The organism is Siccibacter colletis (genome assembly GCF_000696575.1).
Classification (GTDB): domain Bacteria; phylum Pseudomonadota; class Gammaproteobacteria; order Enterobacterales; family Enterobacteriaceae; genus Siccibacter; species Siccibacter colletis.
Map to the genome: position 1 here is coordinate 62,640 of NZ_JMSQ01000013.1, position 21,517 is coordinate 84,156.

The 21,517-nt window shown below is 59.2% G+C and carries 15 protein-coding genes; 8 read left to right on the forward strand and 7 right to left on the reverse strand.

Features of this window, described 5'->3' with window-relative positions; translation table 11 throughout:
* Positions 1–77: 77 nt before the first annotated feature.
* From ftsN to priA, 3 genes are all read right to left on the reverse strand, one after another.
* Positions 78–1,079, reverse strand: coding sequence for a cell division protein FtsN (gene ftsN, locus ET34_RS0114850; RefSeq protein WP_072002035.1), 1,002 nt, complete (start codon positions 1,077–1,079; stop codon positions 78–80).
* 86 nt (positions 1,080–1,165) lie between these two features.
* Complete coding sequence (gene cytR, locus ET34_RS0114855; RefSeq protein ID WP_031523348.1) at positions 1,166–2,200, reverse strand: DNA-binding transcriptional regulator CytR; 1,035 nt, start codon at positions 2,198–2,200, stop codon at positions 1,166–1,168.
* Between the two features lie 147 nt (positions 2,201–2,347).
* Positions 2,348–4,543 carry a primosomal protein N' gene (gene priA / locus ET34_RS0114860; protein WP_031523350.1) on the reverse strand — a complete coding sequence of 732 codons (2,196 nt, stop codon included), beginning with the start codon at positions 4,541–4,543 and terminating at the stop codon, positions 2,348–2,350.
* A 209-nt stretch (positions 4,544–4,752) separates the two neighbouring features.
* Between priA and rpmE the strand changes: the two genes are divergently transcribed.
* On the forward strand, positions 4,753–4,965 hold the full coding sequence (rpmE, locus tag ET34_RS0114865) for a 50S ribosomal protein L31 (RefSeq protein WP_031523352.1): 213 nt from the start codon (positions 4,753–4,755) through the stop codon (positions 4,963–4,965).
* Positions 4,966–5,076: 111 nt separating this feature from the next.
* Here the strand turns inward: rpmE and metJ are convergent, their stop codons facing one another.
* Entirely contained in the window at positions 5,077–5,394 is a 318-nt protein-coding gene (gene metJ / locus ET34_RS0114870) for a met regulon transcriptional regulator MetJ (RefSeq protein WP_031523354.1), read from the reverse strand.
* Positions 5,395–5,672: 278 nt separating this feature from the next.
* On the opposite strand from metJ, the gene metB reads away from it, so the two are divergent.
* The 3 genes from metB to metF all read left to right on the forward strand — a co-directional run bounded on the left by metB (position 5,673) and on the right by metF (position 10,386).
* Entirely contained in the window at positions 5,673–6,833 is a 1,161-nt protein-coding gene (metB, locus tag ET34_RS0114875) for a cystathionine gamma-synthase (protein ID WP_031523355.1), read from the forward strand.
* A 2-nt stretch (positions 6,834–6,835) separates the two neighbouring features.
* On the forward strand, positions 6,836–9,268 hold the full coding sequence (locus ET34_RS0114880) for a bifunctional aspartate kinase/homoserine dehydrogenase II (protein WP_031523357.1): 2,433 nt from the start codon (positions 6,836–6,838) through the stop codon (positions 9,266–9,268).
* Positions 9,269–9,489: 221 nt separating this feature from the next.
* On the forward strand, positions 9,490–10,386 hold the full coding sequence (gene metF / locus ET34_RS0114885) for a methylenetetrahydrofolate reductase (protein ID WP_031523358.1): 897 nt from the start codon (positions 9,490–9,492) through the stop codon (positions 10,384–10,386).
* 46 nt (positions 10,387–10,432) lie between these two features.
* Here metF and ET34_RS0114890 read toward each other — a convergent pair whose 3' ends face one another.
* The 3 genes from ET34_RS0114890 to argE all read right to left on the reverse strand — a co-directional run bounded on the left by ET34_RS0114890 (position 10,433) and on the right by argE (position 16,576).
* The gene (locus ET34_RS0114890) at positions 10,433–12,163 is read right to left on the reverse strand and encodes a phosphoethanolamine transferase CptA (protein ID WP_031523360.1); all 1,731 of its coding nucleotides are present in this window, start codon (positions 12,161–12,163) and stop codon (positions 10,433–10,435) included.
* A gap of 230 nt (positions 12,164–12,393) precedes the next feature.
* Positions 12,394–15,045, reverse strand: a complete 2,652-nt coding sequence (gene ppc / locus ET34_RS0114895) for a phosphoenolpyruvate carboxylase (protein WP_031523361.1) — start codon at positions 15,043–15,045, stop codon at positions 12,394–12,396.
* 379 nt (positions 15,046–15,424) lie between these two features.
* Positions 15,425–16,576 (reverse strand): acetylornithine deacetylase, encoded by a 1,152-nt coding sequence (argE, locus tag ET34_RS0114900; protein WP_031523363.1) that lies wholly within the window; start codon positions 16,574–16,576, stop codon positions 15,425–15,427.
* 179 nt (positions 16,577–16,755) lie between these two features.
* On the opposite strand from argE, the gene argC reads away from it, so the two are divergent.
* From argC to argH, 4 genes are all read left to right on the forward strand, one after another.
* Positions 16,756–17,757 carry an N-acetyl-gamma-glutamyl-phosphate reductase gene (gene argC, locus ET34_RS0114905; protein WP_031523365.1) on the forward strand — a complete coding sequence of 334 codons (1,002 nt, stop codon included), beginning with the start codon at positions 16,756–16,758 and terminating at the stop codon, positions 17,755–17,757.
* A gap of 12 nt (positions 17,758–17,769) precedes the next feature.
* The gene (gene argB / locus ET34_RS0114910) at positions 17,770–18,546 is read left to right on the forward strand and encodes an acetylglutamate kinase (RefSeq protein ID WP_152548399.1); all 777 of its coding nucleotides are present in this window, start codon (positions 17,770–17,772) and stop codon (positions 18,544–18,546) included.
* Positions 18,547–18,572: 26 nt separating this feature from the next.
* On the forward strand, positions 18,573–19,790 hold the full coding sequence (locus ET34_RS0114915; RefSeq protein WP_031523369.1) for an argininosuccinate synthase: 1,218 nt from the start codon (positions 18,573–18,575) through the stop codon (positions 19,788–19,790).
* A gap of 128 nt (positions 19,791–19,918) precedes the next feature.
* Entirely contained in the window at positions 19,919–21,289 is a 1,371-nt protein-coding gene (gene argH / locus ET34_RS0114920; RefSeq protein WP_031523371.1) for an argininosuccinate lyase, read from the forward strand.
* Positions 21,290–21,517 lie beyond the last annotated feature (228 nt).

Here is a 21,517-nt window from a genome sequence, read left to right on the forward strand (position 1 = left end):
CGTTCGTCAGCAGCGTAACGACCGGATGCGCGTTCAGGAGCAGAATTCAATTATAAATGGGGGAGGATTTGGGGGTTTCAACCCCCGGAGGCGAGACGAATGCAGTTGCCGTGACCGGCAATCTTGAGGCGGCTGATGGCGTCGTCGGCGTTCTCTTTACCTTTAACCGGGCCGATCACTACGCGATTCCAGCCGTTATTGCTGGTGACGCGGGAGTCAAAACCTTCAAACGCCAGCTGGGCGCGCACGCTTTCCGCCTGATCCACACCCTTGAACGAGCCGCACTGGATCATCCAGCGACGGGTATCTTTCTTCTCCTCGGTACGCTTCGCCGTTTCTTTCTCTGGCGTGACGGTTGAGGTAGGTGCCGGCGCGGGCTTCTGCTGCGCGGTGTTGTTGTGCGGCGGAGTTTTCAGCAGGTCGTCATACGGCTGCTGGGTCTGCGCGGCTTTCGGCTGCTGCACGGTGCGCGGCTGTTCAACCGGCTGCGGGCGCGAGGTCTGCGGCGCGCTCACCGGGCGCGTCTGCTGCTGTTGCTGGTAAGGCTGCACGGTACGCGGCTGCGTGGTCACCGTCTGAGGCTGGCGCTGCTGCTGGATCTGGCGTTGTTGCTCCTGACGCTGCAGCGTTTGCTGGCGCTGCGCCGGGGTCTGTTCATTCCACGGCACTTCGGTCAGCTGCGTCGGCTGCTGACGCATATCAGCCTGCATCTGTTCCAGCAGCTGGCGCTGCTCAGCCGTCAGCTGATCCTGATTCTTGATTTCGCCGCCGGCAGTCGGCTCGGTGGGCTGGCGCACGCCCGGCTGACGATCTTCCAGCTCTTTGATATAGCGCCAGCGCTCTTCCGGTTTCGGCGGCAGGCCGTTGCCCGTCACCTTATTCGGCAGCGTCTGAGATTCTTCTTTTTTATGATGGGTAATGAACCAGAGGCCGCCAATAAAGGCCACCAGCACAGCTGCCGCGATGGCGACCATAGTCGGATTAACAGAAGACGTATTTCGTTGCTTCTTACGGGGCGTGCTCTTTTTGCGCCGCGCTGGAGTCGACTGCCCGCGGCGTACATAATCTCGTTGTGCCACTATCGTTTCGCTGTATTTTTCATTTATAAGCCCGCCATGTTACTTAAGCGACGGGGCTTTGACTATATCGGGCCGCGTAAAGAGGACTAATCCTTAGCGGAAATTGCTGCGGTGGAGCCGCGCACGATCAATTCACAATCCAGCAGCCGCGAACCGCTGTTCACCGTGTGGCCCTGAAGCTGGTCAAGCAGTAACAGCATCGCTTCCCGGCCAATGTCGAAGCGCGGCTGAGCCACGGTAGTCAGCGGCGGGTCGCAGAATTCGGAGAGTGAAATATTATCGAACCCCATTATCGACAGATCGCGCGGAACCTGTAGCCCCATACGTTTCGCCTGCGAGAGCGCGCCGAGCGCCATCACGTCGCTGTGGCAGAAAACCGCGGTTGGCGGCACCGGCAACGAGAGCAACTGCTCCAGCGCGTTCGCTCCGGCTTCATAGGTGAAATCGCCGCGCGCGATGTAATGCGGGTCAACGATAATCCCGCTGCGGCGCAGTGCCTGCACGTAACCCTGCAGCCGGTAGTGGCACAGCGGCATCTCTTCCGGCCCGGCGATGCAGGCAATGTGGCGATGCCCCAGCTCATGCAGATGATGAACCGCATTGAAGGCGGCGGTGAGGTTATCGATATGCACCGTCGGCAGCTCCAGCTCGGGCGCAAACTCGTTAGCCATCACCATCGGCGGCAGGTTGCGCTGCTCCTCTTTGCTGGCATCAAACGGCAGGCGCGAGCCAAGCAGCAGCATGCCGTCAATCTGCTTGGTAATGATGAGGTCGATAAAGGTTTTTTCCTGCTGATTCTGGTGTGCGCAGTCGCCGATCAGCACCAGATACCCCTGCGCGGCAGCGATGACTTCAATACCGCGAATGATTTCGCTGAAGAAGGGGTCGCAGATATCCGGCACAATCACCAGAATCGTACGCGACTCGTTACGCTTTACGCTACGCCCCAGCGCATGTGGCAGATAGCCCACGTCAATGGCGGCCTGCTCAACGCGGTTGCGCGTGGCCTGAGAAACTTTCTCCGGGTTCATCAGCGCCCGTGATACGGTGGCGGTAGATACGTTGGCTTTAACCGCCACGTCTTTCATGGTTGCAGACGCAACCTGCTTCTTAGGCTTCAACTTACTCTCCTCGCACGCGTCTCGCCGGCGCAGACCCATCCCAATGTCTGATATCGCTCACATTTTTAGCAGATTTCGTATTAGCCTGTTACAGAATTTTCACTAAAAGTGTGATGGGTATTAGATATTTCGATCCCGCTTCCGGAATCAGCCTTCAATTGGATCGACATCCAGCACCCATTTCACCTTACGGGCTTCCGGCAACGTGTTGATTAACGCCAGCGTGGAACTGATGAGATGCTGCAGGCGCGGACGCGAGGTGTGTTGCAGCAGAAGCTGCCAGCGATAGCGGCCCCCGCGCTTCGGTTGCAGGGCGGGAACCGGCCCCACAATCCACAGCTGGTTATCCGCCAGCGGACTGGCCTGCAGCAGGTTACGCAGCTGCTGTAAAAATAGCGGTGCCTGCTGGTTGTTGTGATCCTCAGCGCGAATCAGTACGTGGCTGCTCCAGGGCGGCAGCAGAACGCTGCTGCGCTCCAGCAGGGCGCGATCGGCGAAGGCGTCGTAGCCCTCAGTCAGCAGCGTTTGCAGCAGCGGATGCTCAGGATGGTGCGTCTGCAGGATAACTTCCCCCTGCTTGCCCGCACGCCCGGCGCGGCCCGCCACCTGGGTATAAAGCTGGGCGAAACGTTCGGCGGCGCGGAAATCTGCCGAGAACAGTGCGCCATCCACGTCGAGCAGCGATACCAGGGTGACGTCCGGGAAATGGTGCCCTTTCGCCAGCATCTGGGTACCGATCAGAATGCGCGCGCCGCCGCGATGCACCTCGGCAAGATGCTGCTCCAGCGCTCCTTTGCGGCTGGTGGTATCGCGGTCGATACGAGAGATCGGTACGCCGGGGAACAGCGGGGCGAGGCTGTGCTCCAGCTGCTCGGTCCCGAGGCCAACCGGCACCATGTGCGTGGAGCCGCACGACGGACACTGACGCGGCACCGCACGCTGGCTGTCGCAGTGGTGACAGCGCAGATGATGCTGCGCCTGATGCAGCGTGTAGTAGTGATCGCAGCGCACGCACTCGGCAATCCAGCCGCAGTCGTGACACAGCAGCGCGGGCGCATAGCCGCGGCGGTTAAGGAACAGGATCACCTGGTTATCCGCCTGCAGGTGCTGGCGCATACGGTTGATCAGTGCCGGAGAGAGGCCCGCCTGTAGCTGCTGGCCTTTGAGATCCAGTACGTGCTGCATGGCGGGACGCGCATTCCCGGCGCGGCGGGTGAGCTTCAGCAGGTTATATTTGCGCTGCCGCACGTTGTGCAGCGTTTCCAGCGCCGGGGTCGCGGAGCCGAGGATAATCGGAATGCGGTCAGCGTGAGCGCGCCATACCGCCAGATCGCGCGCGTGATAGCGCCAGCCCTCCTGCTGTTTGTAGGAGCTGTCGTGCTCTTCATCTATTACGATCACCCCGAGATCTTTAAACGGGGTAAACAGCGACGAGCGAGTCCCGATGACGATCGCCGCCTCGCCGCTTTTGGCTTTCAGCCAGGCGCTCAGGCGTTCGCTGTCATTCAGACCCGAATGCATAACCTCTACCGGTGCCTGAAAACGTTCGCGGAAGCGGGCGATGGTTTGCGGCGTCAGCCCAATTTCCGGCACCAGCACCAGCGCCTGACGACCCTGCGCCAGCACGTTTTCCAGAACGCTCAGATAGACCTCGGTCTTGCCGGAGCCGGTGACACCGGCCAGCAGCCATGCGGAAAAGCTGTCTGCTGCGCTGTGCAGTGCGCCCACCGCGGTGGCCTGTTCGGTATTCAGCCGTAGCCTGTCGCCCGCCACGCTAAAATGTTGCCGCCAGTCAGCGACGGCAGGGGCTTCGCTGTTGAGGTCGCACAGGCCTTTGCTGCGCAGCGCCTGCAGCGCGGCATCGTTAAACGCCATCTCTGCCACCTGGTGACGCCAGATGCGCCCCTGGCGCAGTGCCCCCAGTGCCTGCTGCTGCTTCGGGGAGCGTTTCAGGCTGTTGATATCCACGCTCTGCCCCTGCTCGGTAGCGAACCAGTACCACAGCGGTGCAGCGCTGGCGGGTTTCCCCTGGCGCAGCAGCACCGGCAGGGCGTGAAACAGCACGTCGCCAATAGGGTGGTGATAATAGTCCGCTGCCCAGATAAGCATGCGCCATACCGACGGGCTGAACAGCGATTCGCTATCCAGCACCTCGGAAACCTGCTTCAGCTCCTCGCGCGGCAGCTCGCTGGTTTCGCTTACCGACACCACCACGCCCACGCGCTGCTGCTTACCGAACGGCACCTGCACCCGGCAGCCAGCCACCGCCCGCATCTCATCAGGAAGCAGGTAGTCGAAAGTGCGGGCCAGCGGAACGGGCAGAGCAACGTGGGCTACGGGCATGAAGTCATCCAGGCTGATAAAAGTGGCGGGATAGTATACACTCTGACGCGGGCTGATTGCGGATCAGTTTGCATCCGGTGGCTATTTTCTGTATGATTCGCCGCCTTTGATGCGATTTATTCGCGTTGAAGCTCACCAAAATACATTAACATCGCGTGGTGTCTGGCGTCAGGGCTGGAAGAGCGACGCGGCCTTAACAGAGGTTTCCCATGAAAAAAGGTATTCACCCGAATTACGTAGAAATTACTGCAAACTGCTCTTGCGGTAATGTTATCAAAACTCGCTCTACTGCGGGTCACGATCTGAACCTGGACGTTTGTGGCCAGTGCCACCCGTTCTATACTGGTAAGCAGCGTGACGTTGCTACCGGTGGCCGTGTTGACCGCTTCAACAAGCGCTTCAGCATCCCGGGCGCGAAATAAGCCTGGAAAAAAGGCGCCGCAAGGCGCCTTTTTCACATCTGTACTCCGTTCCCGGAGACAGAAACCGGGCGACAGACTACAGCCCGCCGCCGCGCTCTCACTTCCCGCTTCTCAGTATTCCCACGTGTCCGGGTCGATACCCAGCTCACGCATGATCACTTTTGCCTCTTCCGGAATTTCATCGCTGCGCTCTTTACGCAGGTCAGCATCGTTCGGTAACGGTTGGCCGGTAAACGCATGCAGAAATGCTTCGCACAGCAGTTCGCTGTTGGTCGCATGACGCAGGTTATTCACCTGACGACGCGTACGTTCATCGGTGAGGATCTTTAACACCTTCAGAGGAATGGAAACCGTAATTTTCTTTACTTGTTCACTCTTCTTGCCGTGCTCAGCGTACGGGCTGATATATTCGCCGCTCCATTCAGCCATGAGATACCTTTAATCCTCTAGTCATTAGGGTAGGGCTGAAACCGGACAATCTTCACGGTCTTAGCCATCAATTCACGTTGTGTACAGCGTAGAATACACCGCGATGGCGGCCTTCTGGCTGTTTCACTGCTCTAAAACGCATAATTTTAACGGGAATTGTGCTTTTGCTCAATCTATACGCAAAGACATTTAGATGTCCAGATGTATTGACGTCTATTATCGCAGTGTTTACTCTGTGACCCTCTTTCATCCGGAATTTTGCCAGGAAGCCCTTCACCATGACGCGTAAACAGGCCACCATCGCAGTGCGTAGCGGATTGAATGACGACGAGCAGTATGGCTGTGTTGTCCCGCCCATCCATCTTTCCAGCACCTACAACTTCACCGGCTTCAATGAACCGCGCGAGCACGATTACTCGCGCCGGGGCAATCCGACCCGTGATGTGGTGCAGCGTGCGCTGGCGGAGCTGGAAGGCGGAGCCGGTGCGGTGCTGACCAATACCGGCATGTCGGCCATTCACCTGGTGACCACCGTTTACCTGAGCCCCGGCGATCTGCTGGTGGCCCCGCACGACTGCTACGGCGGTAGCTATCGCCTGTTCGACAGCCTGGCAAAGCGCGGCTGCTATCGCGTGCTGTTCGTCGATCAGAATGACGAGACGGCGTTAGCGCAGGCACTGGCAGAAAAACCGAAGCTGGTGCTGGTGGAAAGTCCGAGCAACCCATTGTTGCGCGTGGTGGATATTGCGAAAATCTGCCGTTTGGCGCGGGAAGCGGGCGCGGTCAGCGTGGTGGACAACACCTTCCTGAGCCCGGCGCTGCAAAATCCGCTCGCGCTGGGCGCGGATCTGGTGCTGCACTCCTGCACCAAGTATCTGAATGGCCACTCTGATGTGGTGGCCGGGGTGGTGATCGCGAAAGAGGCGGAAACGGTCACTCATCTGGCATGGTGGGCGAATAATATAGGCGTTACCGGTAGCGCGTTTGACAGCTACCTGCTGCTGCGCGGGCTGCGCACGCTGGGGCCGCGCATGGACGTTGCCCAGCGTAACGCCCAGGCGATTGTGGATTTCCTGAAAACCCAGCCGCTGGTGAAGAAACTTTATCACCCGTCGCTGCCGGAAAATCAGGGGCACGACATTGCCGCACGCCAGCAGAAAGGTTTCGGGGCCATGCTCAGCTTTGAGCTGGATGGCGACGAGCAGACGCTGCGCTGCTTCCTCAGCGGGTTGTCACTGTTTACACTGGCGGAATCGTTAGGCGGGGTCGAAAGTTTGATCTCCCACGCCGCTACCATGACACACGCGGGTATGGCGCCAGAAGCACGCGCGGCGGCAGGCATTTCCGAGACGCTGCTGCGTATCTCGACCGGTATTGAAGACAGTGAAGATTTAATCGCTGACCTGGAAAATGGCTTCCGGGTCGCATCCGAGGGGTAAAAATGAGTGTGACAGCGCAGGCAGGGGCGAAGGGTCGTCAACTGCATAAATTTGGTGGTAGCAGTCTTGCCGATGTGAAATGTTACCTGCGCGTAGCGGGCATCATGACTGAATATTCCCTGCCGGGGGATATGATGGTGGTCTCGGCCGCCGGCAGCACCACCAACCAGTTGATCAGCTGGCTCAAACTCAGCCAGAGCGATCGCCTCTCTGCGCATCAGGTGCAGCAGGCGCTGCGCCGCTATCAGAGTGAATTAATCTGCGGCCTGTTACCTCCCGACATTTCTGACGGTCTGGTCAGCGAATTTATCCGCGATCTCGAACGCCTCGCGGGCCTGCTGGATGGCGCGGTAACCGATGCTGTGTATGCCGAAGTGGTCGGGCACGGTGAGATCTGGTCAGCGCGCCTGATGGCCGCCGTGCTTAACCACCAGGGCATTGAAGCCGCCTGGCTCGACGCCCGCGAGTTTCTGCGCGCCGAGCGCGCCGCCCAGCCCCAGGTAAATGAAGGCCTCTCCTGGCCGCTGCTCCAGCAGCTGCTGGTACAGCACCCCGATAAACGTATCGTGGTAACCGGCTTTATCAGCCGCAACGACGCCGGCGAAACCGTGCTGCTGGGCCGTAACGGTTCAGACTACTCGGCAACCCAGATCGGGGCGCTGGCCGGTGTGTCGCGCGTTACCATCTGGAGCGACGTGGCCGGGGTTTACAGCGCCGACCCGCGCAAAGTGAAAGATGCCTGCCTGCTGCCGCTGCTGCGCCTGGATGAAGCCAGCGAGCTGGCGCGCCTGGCTGCCCCGGTGCTGCACGCCCGCACCCTGCAGCCGGTTTCCGGCAGCGATATCGATCTCCAGCTGCGCTGCAGCTATACCCCCGAGCAGGGTTCCACCCGCATCGAGCGCGTGCTCGCCTCCGGCACCGGCGCGCGTATCGTTACCAGCCATGACGATGTCTGCCTGATTGAATTCCAGGTCTCTGCGCAGCAGGATTTCCAACTGGCGCGAAAAGAGCTGAGCCTGGTGCTGCAGCGCGCCCAGGTGCGTCCGTTGTCGGTCGGCGTGCATCCTGACCGCAACCTGCTTCAGCTCTGCTACACCTCTGAAGTGGTGGGCAGCGCGCTGGCTATTCTGCAGGCGGCAAACCTGCCGGGTGAGCTGCGGCTGCGCGAAGGGCTGGCACTGGTGGCGCTGGTGGGGGCGGGCGTGTGCCGCAATCCGCTGCACAGCCACCGCTTCTGGCAGCAGCTTAAAGATCAGCCGGTGGAGTACATCTGGCAGTCGGAGGAGGGCATCAGTCTGGTGGCCGTCCTGCGTGCCGGGCCGACAGAGAGCCTGATTCAGGGGCTGCACCAGTCGCTGTTCCGCGCCGAAAAGCGTATCGGCCTGGTGCTGTTCGGCAAAGGCAATATCGGTTCACGCTGGCTGGAGCTGTTTGCCCGCGAGCGCGATACTCTGTCTGCACGTACCGGCTTTGAGTTTGTGCTCGCCGGCGTGGTGGACAGCCGCCGCAGCCTGCTCAACTACGAGGGGCTGGATGCCAGCCGGGCGCTGGCCTTCTTTAATGATGAAGCGGTGGAGCAGGATGAAGAGTCGCTGTTCCTGTGGATGCGTGCGCACCCGTACGACGACTTAGTGGTGCTGGACGTCACCGCCAGCGAACAGCTGGCCGATCAGTATCTTGATTTCGCCAGCCACGGCTTCCATGTCATCAGCGCCAATAAGCTGGCCGGGGCGAGCAACAGCAACAAGTATCGCCAGATCCGCGACGCGTTTGCCAAAACCGGTCGCCACTGGCTGTATAACGCCACCGTTGGCGCGGGCCTGCCGGTGAACCACACGGTGCGCGATCTGCGCGACAGCGGCGATGCCATCCTTGCCATCAGCGGTATTTTCTCCGGTACGCTCTCATGGCTGTTTCTGCAGTTCGACGGCTCGGTACCGTTCACTGAGCTGGTGGATCAGGCGTGGCAGCAGGGGCTGACCGAACCGGACCCGCGCGTTGATCTGTCCGGAAAAGACGTGATGCGCAAGCTGGTGATCCTGGCGCGTGAAGCGGGCTACGATATCGAGCCGGATCAGGTGCGCGTTGAGTCACTGGTGCCGGTCGGGTGCGAAGAGGGATCGGTGGATCACTTCTTTGAAAATGGCGATGAGCTGAATGCCCAGATGGTGCAGCGTCTGGAAGCGGCTCGCGAGCTGGGGCTGGTGCTGCGCTACGTGGCACGCTTTGACGCCAACGGTAAGGCGCGCGTCGGCGTCGAGGCGGTGCGTCCTGAACATCCGCTGGCAGCGCTGCTGCCGTGCGACAACGTGTTCGCCATTGAGAGCCGCTGGTACCGCGACAATCCGCTGGTGATCCGCGGGCCGGGTGCGGGCCGCGACGTTACCGCCGGTGCCATCCAGTCAGACATCAACCGTCTGGCGCAGCTGCTGTAGGGCATCGCACATGACGGGCGGGTAATCAAGCTTACCCGCCCGCTTTTTTATCCTGCCACCCCCATCCTGAACCTTTTTCACCATCGCTGAAAATTACTCACGTCACGGAATAATTTACCGGTTGACGCGGCATCCCTTTTCCGTCATTTTTACATCTGGACGTCTAAACGTATAGAAGTTCGAAACACACCACGATTACGCAGCGATTGATGAGGTAAGGTATGAGCTTTTTTCACGCCAACCAGCGGGAAGCCCTGAATCAGAGCCTGGCAGAAGTGCAGGGCCAGATTAACGTTTCATTCGAATTTTTCCCGCCGCGCACCAGTGAAATGGAGCAGACCCTGTGGAACTCCATCGATCGCTTAAGCAGCCTGAAGCCGAAGTTTGTCTCCGTGACCTACGGGGCTAACTCCGGCGAGCGCGACCGTACCCACAGCATCATCAAAGGCATTAAGGATCGCACCGGGCTTGAAGCCGCGCCGCACCTGACCTGCGTTGATGCCTCGCCGGATGAGCTGCGCAGCATCGCGCGCGACTACTGGAATAACGGCATTCGCCACATCGTTGCCCTGCGCGGCGACCTGCCGCCGGGCAGCGGTAAGCCGGAGCTGTACGCCACCGATCTGGTCGCGCTGCTGAAAGAGGTCGCAGATTTTGATATCTCCGTCGCTGCCTACCCGGAAGTGCACCCGGAAGCGAAAAGTGCCCAGGCTGACCTGCTTAACCTGAAGCGTAAAATCGACGCCGGTGCCAACCGCGCCATTACCCAGTTCTTCTTTGACGTCGAGAGCTACCTGCGTTTTCGCGACCGCTGCGCCGCCACCGGCATCGACGTCGAGATCATCCCTGGCATCCTCCCGGTTTCCAACTTCAAGCAGGCGAAGAAGTTTGCTGACATGACCAACGTGCGCATTCCGTCCTGGATGTCGCAGATGTATGTCGGGCTGGACGACGATCCGGAAACCCGCAAGCTGGTAGGTGCCAACATCGCCATGGACATGGTGAAGATTTTAAGCCGCGAAGGGGTGAAGGACTTTCACTTCTATACCCTGAACCGCGCCGAGATGAGCTACGCCATCTGTCACACCCTCGGCGTGCGCCCGGTGCTGGCCGCGTAGCCAGCCAGCACACAAAAAGGCCACCCGTTGCGGTGGCCTTTTTTTACTACTGATTTCCTGGCTGCTCGCCGTGCGGCAGCGCGTCGTAATCATGCAGCGCGTTCTTCTTGTACGGGTTCCCAATCCAGCGCGTGGTTTCCTTAAACGCCGGGTTGACGAGGGATCGCGTCGGATCAAAATCGTCGTAGCGCAGCCCGGCCAGATCCGACCAGGTGTGGATCAGCTCAGCGCTGCTGTACTTCCGATCCACGTCAGGGCGTAAATCGCGGGGATGGGCTGCCTGCCAGGCCGGCGATGTCCAGACGATAAACGGAATGGTGTACATATGGCGCGTCGGCTGGGCCTCGTTACGCCCCTGAATGTTATGCGGCGGCGTGTCATACACCTCTTCGCCATGATCCGAGAAATAGAGCATAAACCCGTTGGGGTCGGTGGCTTTGAAGTCCCTGAACAGCGTCGCTACCACGTGGTCGTTAAACAGGTTGGCGTTGTCGTAGTCGTTATACGCCTCCCGCTGTTCCTCGCTCAGGCCCGGCGGCACGCCGTCTTTCTGGCCGTCAAACTTGCCCCAGTTCTCCGGGTAGCGGAACTTATACTTCAGATGCGTTCCCAGCAGATGCACGATGATAAATTTCTTCGGCGCCGGATCGGCGAGCACCGCCTTAAACGGTGCCAGCACGTTGGTATCGTATTCACGTGCGCTCTGGGTGCGCTGCTGGTTCATATAGTGCTGAACATCTGTCTGCTTCGAGAACACCGTCAGCATGGTATTACGCCCGGTCATGGTCTGCTGATTGGTGATCCAGAAAGTTTTGTATCCCGCCTGTTTCATCATGTTCATCAGCGACGGCTTCGTCAGGTAGAGGTCCGGGTGCTGCTCGTTGGCGAAGGTCAGTGCCTGCTGGAGGATCTCAATGGTGTACGGACGTGATGTCACCACGTTGTTGAACACCGTCAGGTTTGGATCGCTGTCGCGCAGCGCTTTCAGTTCCGGGGTGGTATCGCGTGAATAGCCATAGAGACTCATGCGCCCGCGCTGGGTCGATTCGCCAATCACCAGCACCAGCGTGCGTGGCGCATCGCCGCTGCTGTCTTTCAGGTTCGCCAGCGGCGGCAGTTCGCGGTTTTTGTCGAGAATGCCCTGCAGGCTGTTCAGCTGGGTGCGGTACTGGGTATAGCCGATGATCATCTGCCAGGGAGCCGCCGGCTCCATGCGCGATGTCAGGCTGCTCACCGCCTTCGCGGGGGTACGGTGTTTAATCAGCAGGTCGCAGGCGAGGGGATAAACGATCAAACCCACCAGCACCAGCGCAGAAATGCCGTAGCGCCACGGCGCTGAGAGCGTTACCGGGCGCAGGCGCGTCCACAGCAATATCGCGCCAGCGGTATAGGCCAGCAGGATTAACAGCAGCTTCATGCTGAAGTACTGGCTGAAATACTCTCCCGCCTCGCCGGCGTTGGATTCAAACATCACGAACAGCACGCTCTGCGAGAACTCCTGCCCGTAAATGACGTAGTAGGCGAGGGCGCAGATCGAGACTGCCCATAGCACCACCCCGATGATGCCCGCGATCAACCGGGTTTTACCGGCGAACAGCAGCACCGGGATCAGCCATAGCGAGCTGTAGAGCAGCGAATCGCGCAGGCCGTTGGTGCCGCTGTAGCCGGACGCCAGAATGATGATTTGTAAAACGCTTGAGAAATACCAGAAATAGATCAGAACCCATGCAAGGGCAGGCCAGCTAAACGGGGATTTAGCCTGTGCGGTGGTGGTCATTCGTTATATCGCCTGTCAAAAACGTGTGCCGCTACGATTGCAGCAAAACCTTAACCACGCCTTAAGCGGCGGAGTTCAGGTAAGGATTATTGTTGTATGGCCCGCAGGACGCGGGACATTCCATGCATCAAAGCGAGCGGAATATATGCAATGTGACGGAAAAATGACAGGGAAATTTAGCGCGGAATTAACCCGGCGCAGGGCCGGGTTAACGCATAGATAACTTACGGTTAGCCGGTGTTACGCATCCCCGCCGCGACGCCAGCAATGGTCACCATCAGCGCCTGCTCAACGCGGGCATCTGGTTCCTCACCGGCTTCTTCCGCCTGACGCGAACGGTGCAGCAATTCGGCCTGCAATACGTTCAGCGGATCGGTATAGATATTACGCAGCATGATGGATTCAGCGATCCACGGCAGGTCCGCCATCAGGTGGGAATCGTTGGCGATATCCAGCACCACGCTGATGTCGGCTTCCAGCTGCGCGCGCAGCTCCTGGCCGAGTGACCAGAGCTCTGGTTTTACCAGGCGCTGATCGTAGTACTCTGCCAGCCACAGGTCGGCTTTGGCGAACACCATCTCCAGCATGCCGAGGCGCGTCGAGAAGAACGGCCAGTCGCTGCACATGGTTTCCAGCTCGCCCAGCTTGCCGTCGTCCACCACTTTTTGCAGCGCCGCACCGGCACCAAGCCAGGCAGGCAGCATCAGGCGGTTCTGGGTCCAGGCGAAAATCCACGGGATGGCGCGCAGAGACTCGACGCCGCCGTTTGGACGGCGCTTGGCGGGACGCGAACCGAGCGGCAGTTTGCCCAACTCCAGTTCCGGCGTGGCGGAACGGAAATAGGGCACGAATTTGTCATTCTCACGCACGTAGCCACGATACATCTCGCAGGAGATGGTGGAGAGCTCATCCATAATTTGACGCCAGCTCGCTTTCGGCTCCGGCGGCGGCAACAGGTTGGCTTCCAGAATCGCGCTGGTGTAGAGCGACAGGCTGCTGATGGTCACTTCCGGCAGGCCGTATTTGAAACGGATCATCTCGCCCTGCTCGGTCACGCGCAGACCGCCTTTCAGGCTGCCCGGCGGCTGAGAGAGCAGTGCCGCATGCGCCGGAGCGCCGCCGCGGCCAATGGAGCCGCCGCGACCGTGGAACAGGGTCAGAGCAATGCCCGCTTTTTCACAGGTTTTGATCAGGGCGTCCTGCGCCTGATATTGCGCCCAGGAGGCGGCCATCACGCCCGCATCTTTTGCGGAGTCGGAGTAGCCAATCATCACCATCTGTTTGCCCTGAATAAAGCCGCGATACCAGTCGATGTTCAGCAGCTGGGTCATGACATCGTTGGCGTTGTTCAGGTCGTCGAGGGTTTCAAACAGCGGCGCGACCGGCAGCGCGAAACTGATCCCTGCCTCTTTCAGCAGCAGGTGCACGGCCAGCACGTCGGACGGGGTTTTCGCCATGGAAATTACGTACGCCGCGATCGACCCCTGTGGCGCTTCGGCGATTACCTTGCAGGTATCGAGCACTTCGCGCGTCTCTTCGCCTGGCTCCCAGTTACGCGGCAGCAGCGGGCGTTTGGAGTTCAGTTCACGGATCAGGAACGCCTGTTTGTCGGCCTCAGACCAGTTTTCGTAATCGCCGATGCCGAGATAGCGGGTCAGCTCGCCCAGCGCCTGGGTATGACGGGTGCTCTCCTGACGGATATCAATGCGCACCAGCGGCACGCCGAAGGCTTTCACGCGGCGCAGGGTATCAAGCAGCTCGCCGTTGGCGATAATGCTCATGCCGCAGGCCAGCAGCGACTGGTAGCAGGCGTAAAGCGGCTCCCACAGCTGTTCGTTCTGGGTCAGCAGGCCTTTTGGTTTCGGCAGCTTCTGGCCTTTCAGGCGCGCTTCCAGCCAGGCCTGGGTTTCCAGCAGCTGACCGCGCAGCCCTTTAAGCAGATAGCGGTACGGCTCCTGCGCCCCTTCGGCACCCACGTATTCACGCAGGCCGTCGGAACACTCCACCATCGACAGCTCGGAGATCAGCACCTGAATATCTTTCAGGAACAGGTCGGTGGCTTTCCAGCGGCTGAGCAGCAGAGCATGACGGGTGATGTCGGCGGTGACGTTCGGGTTACCGTCGCGGTCGCCGCCCATCCAGGAGGTAAAACGCACCGGCACAAAATCCACCGGCAGCCGGTAATCCAGATGCTCGGTCAGCTGGTCGTTCAGCTCGCGCAGGTAGTTGGGAATACCTTCCCACAGGCTGTTTTCCACCACCGCAAAGCCCCACTTGGCCTCATCGATAGGGCTGGGACGATATTTGCGGATTTCATCGGTGTGCCACGACTGGGCCAGCAGCTGACGCAGGCGACGCATAATCTGGTTGCGGTCGTAATCCGACAGATCCTTATGGTCGAGCTGCTTTAAGCAGTTATTCACTTCCACCATTTTGTGGATCAGGGTACGACGGGTAATTTCGGTGGGGTGCGCGGTCAGCACCAGCTCCAGCGACAGCGACTCGACGGCGGCCTTGATGGCGGCATCGTTAAGCTCCGGCTGGTCTTTCAGCTTGCGCAGGGTGCGGGCGATGATTTCCGGGTTGCTCGCGCCTTCGCCTTTCGACGAAATGCTATGGAACTGCTCGGCGGTATTAGCGAGATTAAGAAACTGGCTGAAAGCGCGAGCGACCGGCAGCAGCTCATCGTTAGACAGGTTCTGCAGTGTTGTCAGCAACTCCTGACGGTCTGCGTCGTTGCCAGCGCGGGAAGACTTGGACAACTTACGAATGGTCTCAACGCGGTCAAGAATGTGTTCTCCCAGCGCATCCTTGATAGTATCCCCGAGTAGTTTTCCGAGCATACTGACATTACTTCGCAAAGCCGAATATTGTTCGTTCATATGACCCCAGACACCCCGTTACATTTTATTTTGTTATATCCGCCGCGTTCCGGTTGCCAGCAACGCGCTGCGCAAAAAATGGCGAATATCAGACACCGTCTTTTATAAAGCCACGTAAAAACCCCCTCGTCAATTGCTGCGAAAACGGTTCAGCAGCTGAATAAAGTGCGTCAATTTATGAAAGTTAATTCATCGGGTTGCAGATAAGTAACACTTATGAAAATTGTGTAAAAGCACGCGTGCGGATGTGTAGTGGCAGCGTCTGCGAGCGGCGTGACAGGCAGTGAATCGGCCTGGGTTTTGGCGTACGTGCAGGGGTTAATGCGATAACGCGGGGACGGCAGAGCGTGGCGGGTGCACCAGGCACCCGCTGTTATCACTAATGCCAGCAGAAGTGATGCACTACCTGACCAATCAGCTCGCGCGTCGGCTTGATGAAGCGCGTTTCGATGTACTCATCCGGCTGGTGGGCCTGGTTGATTGAGCCCGGGCCGAGCACCAGCGTCGGGCATAGCGTCTGAATAAAGGGTGCTTCGGTACAGTAGTTCACCACGTCCGTCTGGGCGCCGAGCAGCTTTTCCACTACCTGCACCAGCTGGTGATCCGGCGGACACTCATAGCCCGGAATGGGCGGGTGCAGTTCGGCGAGATTAATACGCCCCGGCCAGCGGCTGCTTACCGGCTCCAGCGCTTCACTCAGCAGGCCGTTAAGATCGTTGAGCGTCATACCCGGCAGCGGACGGATATCCATGTGCAGCTCGCAGCAGGCGCAGATGCGGTTCGCTGCGTCGCCGCCGTGAATGTGACCGAGGTTCAACGTCGGATACGGCACGGTGAACGCATCATAGTGGTAGCGCTCTTTCAGACTGTCGCGCAGCGCCATGATGTGGGTGATGGCCTCGTGCATCAGCTCAATGGCATTCACGCCGCGCGCCGGATCGCTGGAGTGGCCCGACTGGCCCAGCACGCGAATGGCGTTGGAGATATGCCCCTTGTGCGCCCGTACCGGCTGAAGGGACGTCGGCTCGCCGATAATCGCGCAGTCCGGACGCAGCGCCGTGGTTTCGGCAAAGTAGCGCGCCCCCGCCATGGTGGTCTCTTCATCCGCAGTTGCCAGAATGTAGAGCGGCTTTTTCAGCTGCGTCACATCCACGTCACGCAGCGCATCAAGAATAAAGGCGAAAAAGCCCTTCATGTCGGCGGTGCCCAGCCCGTAGAGCTTGTTGTCGTGCTCGGTCAGGGTGAACGGATCGCGGGTCCAGCGCCCGTCATCAAAGGGTACGGTATCGGTATGCCCTGCCAGCAGCAGACCGCCCGCGCCCTGGCCAGTACTCGCCAGCATGTTGAATTTATTGCGCGTACCCGGCACCGGCTGCACTTCAACGTTGAATCCCAGTTCTTTGAACCACCCGGCCAGCAGATTGATTAAAGACGCATTACTCTGATCGAGAGACTCCTCGGTTGCGCTGATGGATGGTGTGGCGATCAACGCACGGTAAATCTCGATAAATGGTGGTAATTTCATTTTCACTGTTGACATACCTCAGGTCGGATAGTATCAATATTCATGCAGAATTTATGAATAAAAATACAATAACGTTGAGCGTAAAGGAATTCGTTTCGCTTCGGTGATTCAAACCTCGCTCACTGACGTGGCCTGGGCCCGCCAGCCAGCGCCTGAAGCAAATGACGTAAGAAGGTTTAGCCCCGATGTTGAAAACCCTGATTGTTGGTGCCAGTGGGTATGCTGGCGCAGAGCTTGTGGCTTATGTGAATCGCCATCCACATATGACCATAACCGCTTTGACGGTCTCAGCGCAAAGCAATGATGCGGGAAAGTTAATCTCCGATCTGCATCCGCAGCTGAAGGGGATTGTCGATCTCCCGCTGCAGCCGATGGACGACATCAGCGAATTCAGCCAGGCCGATGTGGTGTTTCTCGCCACCGCTCATGAAGTGAGTCACGACCTCGCTCCGCAGTTCCTCAAGGCAGGCTGTGTGGTGTTCGATCTCTCCGGCGCGTTCCGCGTCAACGATCCGGCGTTCTATGACACCTATTACGGTTTCACCCATCAGCATCCCGATCTGCTGGCGCAGGCGGTGTACGGGCTGGCGGAGTGGAATCATGACCAGATTAAAGAAGCGACGCTGGTGGCGGTGCCGGGCTGTTACCCAACCGCAGCGCAGCTGTCGCTCAGGCCGCTGATCGACGCGGATTTACTGGATCTCAACCAGTGGCCGGTGATCAACGCCACCAGCGGCGTCAGCGGTGCCGGGCGTAAAGCGGCGCTCTCCAACAGCTTCTGTGAAGTGAGCCTGCAACCCTACGGCGTGTTTCACCATCGTCATCACCCGGAGATCGCGGTGCACCTCGGCGCACCGGTGATCTTTACGCCGCACCTTGGCAACTTCCCGCGCGGGATCCTCGAAACCATCACCTGCCGCCTGAAGCCGGGTGTGACCCATGACCAGGTCGCGGCGGTGTTCCTGCATGCCTACGGCGATAAACCGCTGGTGCGCCTCTATGACAAAGGCGTTCCGGCGCTGAAAAACGTGGTCGGCCTGCCGTTCTGCGACATCGGCTTTGCGGTAAAAGATGAGCACATCATCGTGGTAGCGGCGGAAGACAACCTGCTGAAAGGTGCGGCGGCCCAGGCGATGCAGTGCGCGAATATCCGTTTTGGCTTTGCCGAAACGCAGTCACTTATTTAACAGTCAGGTGAGATGATGAACCCGTTAATTATCAAGTTAGGCGGCGTATTACTGGACAGCGAAGAGGCGCTGGAGCGCCTGTTTACCGCGCTGGTCAACTATCGTCAGGCGCATCAGCGCCCGCTGGTTATCGTGCACGGCGGCGGCTGCGTGGTGGACGATCTGATGAAGCAGCTTAACCTGCCGGTTACCAAGAAAAACGGTTTGCGCGTCACGCCTGCGGACCAGATTGACATCATCACCGGCGCGCTGGCCGGGTCCGCCAACAAAACCCTGCTGGCCTGGGCGAAGAAGCATGACATCGCCTCAGTCGGCCTGTTTCTGGGCGACGGCGACAGCGTGAAGGTAACCCAGCTTGACGAAAGCCTCGGCCACGTTGGCCAGGCGGAACCGGGTTCGCCAAAACTTATCAACACGCTGCTTGAGGCGGGTTACCTGCCGGTTATCAGCTCTATTGGCGTCACCGCAGACGGTGAGCTGATGAACGTCAACGCCGACCAGGCTGCCACCGCACTGGCCGCCACCCTGGGGGCGGATCTGATCCTGCTTTCCGACGTCAGCGGCATTCTGGACGGCAAAGGCCAGCGCATCGCGGAAGTGACCACCGCCAAAGCGCAGCAGCTTATCGAGCAGGGCATTATCACCGACGGCATGATTGTCAAAGTGAACGCGGCGCTGGACGCCGCCCGTACTCTGGGCCGCCCGGTGGATATCGCCTCATGGCGTCACGCCGAGCAGCTGCCCTCTTTATTTAATGGGGTGTCGATTGGCACCCGCATTTTAGCGTGATGACAGATTTTTTAAGGAAACAAACAATGCAAAACCACGGCATAAAAAAAGTTGTACTGGCATACTCCGGCGGCCTCGACACCTCGGCCATCATTCCCTGGCTGCAGGAAAACTATGCAGGTTGTGAAGTGGTGGCCTGCGTGGTGGATATCGGCCAGGATCGTGATGACCTGAAAGGTGTTGAGCAGAAAGCGCTGCGCTCAGGTGCGACCGAATGCTACGTGGTGGATGCCCGCGAAGAGTTCATCAAGGATTACGTCTACCCGGTGCTGCAGACCGGTGCGCTGTATGAAGGCAGCTATCTGCTGGGTACCTCAATGGCACGTCCACTGATCGCCAAAGCGCTGGTGGATGTGGCAACCAAAGTGGGTGCCGACGCGCTGTGCCACGGCGCAACCGGGAAAGGTAACGACCAGGTGCGTTTTGAATCCGCCTGGGCGGCGCTGGCACCTCATCTGAAAGTGATCGCCCCGTGGCGTGAGTGGAACCTGCGTTCCCGTGAAGCGCTGCTCGATTACCTGAAAGAGCGTGACATTCCGACCACCGCGTCGCTGGAAAAAATCTACAGCCGCGATGAGAACGCCTGGCACATCTCGACCGAAGGCGGCGTGCTGGAAAGTCCGTGGAATGCCCCGAACAAAGACTGCTGGGTATGGACCGTCGATCCGCTGGAAGCCCCGGATCAGCCGGAGCAGGTCACCGTTACCGTTGAGAAAGGCAACGTGGTTGCCGTTAACGGCGAACGCCACAGCCCGTTCCAGTGCCTCGAAGTGCTGAACAAAATCGGTGCGAAGCACGGGGTAGGCCGTATCGATATCGTGGAAAACCGTCTGGTGGGTATCAAGTCCCGCGGCTGCTATGAAACCCCGGGCGGCACCATCATGATGGCAGCCCTGCGCGGCGTGGAGCAGCTGGTGCTGGATCGCGACAGCTTCAAATGGCGCGAGCAGGTTGGCCTTGAGATGTCCTACGTCGTGTATGACGGTCGCTGGTTCGCGCCGCTGCGTCAGTCCCTGCAGGCGGCGGCAGAATCCCTGGCGGAGCAGGTGAATGGCGAAGTGGTGCTGCAGCTCTATAAAGGCCAGGTGACCGCGATTCAGAAGAAATCGCCGAACAGCCTGTATAGCGAAGAGTTCGCGACCTTCGGAGAAGATGAAGTTTACGACCACAGCCACGCGGGCGGCTTTATCCGTCTGTTCTCGCTCTCTTCCCGCATCCGTGCGCTGAACGAGCAGAAGAAGTAATCAGGCATTAGCCGCAATGGCGGGTAGCGCTGCGCTAACCCGCCGGATAAAAGCAGGCATCGTTGTAGGGCGGGGAAGCATGAGCGCACCCGCCGTTTATGTCAGGATAAAAAGTTACGGAGCAGGTTATGGCACTTTGGGGTGGACGTTTTACACAGGCAGCGGATCAGCGGTTCAAACAGTTCAACGACTCGTTGCGCTTTGATTACCGCCTGGCAGAGCAGGATATCGTTGGCTCTGTCGCCTGGTCCAAAGCGCTGGTGACCGTTGGCGTACTCACTGCCGCCGAGCAGGCGCAGCTGGAAGAGGCGCTGCGCGTGCTGCTTGAAGAAGTTCAGGCGGATCCGGCGCAGATCCTGCAAAGCGATGCCGAAGATATTCACAGCTGGGTGGAAGGCAAGCTTATCGACAAAGTCGGCCCGCTCGGTAAAAAGCTGCACACCGGCCGCAGCCGTAACGACCAGGTGGCAACCGATCTGAAGCTGTGGTGCAAGATGCAGGTCAGCGAACTGCTGGCGGCGAGCCGTCAGTTACAAAGCGCGCTGGTGGAGACCGCAGCGAATAATCAGGACGCGGTGATGCCGGGTTACACCCATCTTCAGCGTGCCCAGCCGGTGACCTTTGCGCACTGGTGCCTGGCTTACGTGGAAATGCTGGCGCGCGATGAGAGCCGTCTGCAGGATACGCTCAAACGTCTGGATGTCAGCCCTCTGGGGAGTGGTGCGCTGGCAGGCACGGCGTATGAGATCGATCGTGAACAGCTCGCCGGCTGGCTCGGATTTGCCTCGGCAACCCGCAACAGCCTCGACAGCGTTTCCGATCGTGACCACGTACTGGAGTTGTTGTCCGATGCCTCCATCGGCATGGTTCACCTGTCGCGCTTCGCTGAAGACCTGATTTTCTTCAACTCCGGCGAGGCCGGGTTCGTTGAGTTGTCCGACCGCGTAACCTCTGGCTCGTCCCTGATGCCGCAGAAGAAAAACCCGGATGCGCTGGAGCTTATCCGCGGTAAATGCGGACGGGTGCAGGGCGCTCTGACCGGCATGATGATGACCCTGAAAGGTCTGCCGCTGGCCTATAACAAGGACATGCAGGAAGACAAAGAGGGGCTGTTCGATGCGCTCGACACCTGGCTGGACTGTCTGCATATGGCAACGCTGGTACTGGACGGTATTCAGGTGAAGCGCCCGCGCTGCCAGGACGCCGCGCAGCAGGGCTATGCGAACGCCACGGAACTGGCGGATTATCTGGTCGCCAAAGGCGTACCGTTCCGCGAAGCACACCATATTGTGGGTGAAGCGGTGGTTGAAGCCATCGCCCAGGGTAAACCGCTGGAAGGGCTGGCGCTGGCGGATCTGCAGAAATTCAGCAGCATCGGGGAGGATGTCTATCCCATCCTGTCGCTGCAATCCTGTCTCGATAAGCGCGCCGCGAAAGGCGGCGTGTCTCCGACGCAGGTCGCGCTGGCAATTGCCGAGGCGAAAGCGCGTCTGGTGTAAGGTGTGTTGAGGGTAATAATGAAGAGCCTGGCCCTGCGCCGGGCTTTTTTTTGCAAAAAAAAAGCGGACATACTGTCCGCTAAAACGTTCACGTTGGCTTTAGTTATTCAGGTCAGAGAGAACTCTGTCACAGGAGAGCAGCATGAGGGATGGTGCTGCCCGCCTCGTTGTGTAGGTGCATTATTAGCCATAACGCTTGATAGGGATAATCGTTGATTGCTATGATAT